Origin of the sequence: Acidisphaera rubrifaciens HS-AP3 (assembly GCF_000964365.1) — a bacterium.
GTDB lineage: Bacteria > Pseudomonadota > Alphaproteobacteria > Acetobacterales > Acetobacteraceae > Acidisphaera > Acidisphaera rubrifaciens.
On sequence record NZ_BANB01000946.1, the window covers coordinates 1 to 510 of the forward strand.

A 510-nucleotide genomic window follows, 5' to 3' on the forward strand; every position below is an offset into this window, starting at 1 on the left:
GCCCGCGCGCGCGGGCTGCCGGCCGCCGTCTGGGGCGCCGCCGTCGCGCATGCCGGCATGGGCGTGACGGTCGCCGGCATCGCGGGCATGTCGCTCGCCGCCAACACCATCGTCGCGGTGCGGCCGGGCCATGCGGTCGATCTCGGCGGCTACACCTGGACGCTGCGCGACATCCATGACGGGCGCGGCTCGAACTACACGGCGCGCATCGCCGACATCGACGTGACGCGCGACGGCCGCCCCGTCGTCTCCATGCACCCCTCGCGCCGGTCCTTCCCGACGCAGCAGCAGAACACGACCGACGTCGCGATCCACACGACCGGCTTCTATGACCTCTATGCCGTGCTCGGCGAGGAGCGGGGCAACGAGGCGGTGCTGCGTCTGCACGTCAATCCGCTGGCGCCGGAGATCTGGTTCGGCGCGCTGATCATGGCGGCGGGCGGCATCCTGTCGCTGTCCGACCGGCGGCTGCGCATCGGCGCGCCCGCACGGCGCGCGGCCCGCGCCGGT

Annotated in this window: 1 protein-coding gene; it reads left to right on the forward strand. The window is 74.1% G+C overall.

The genetic code is table 11. The features are described 5' to 3' along the window. The coding region (locus B8460_RS19295; RefSeq protein ID WP_048863254.1) for a cytochrome c-type biogenesis CcmF C-terminal domain-containing protein at positions 1-510 on the forward strand (510 nt) is incomplete at both ends.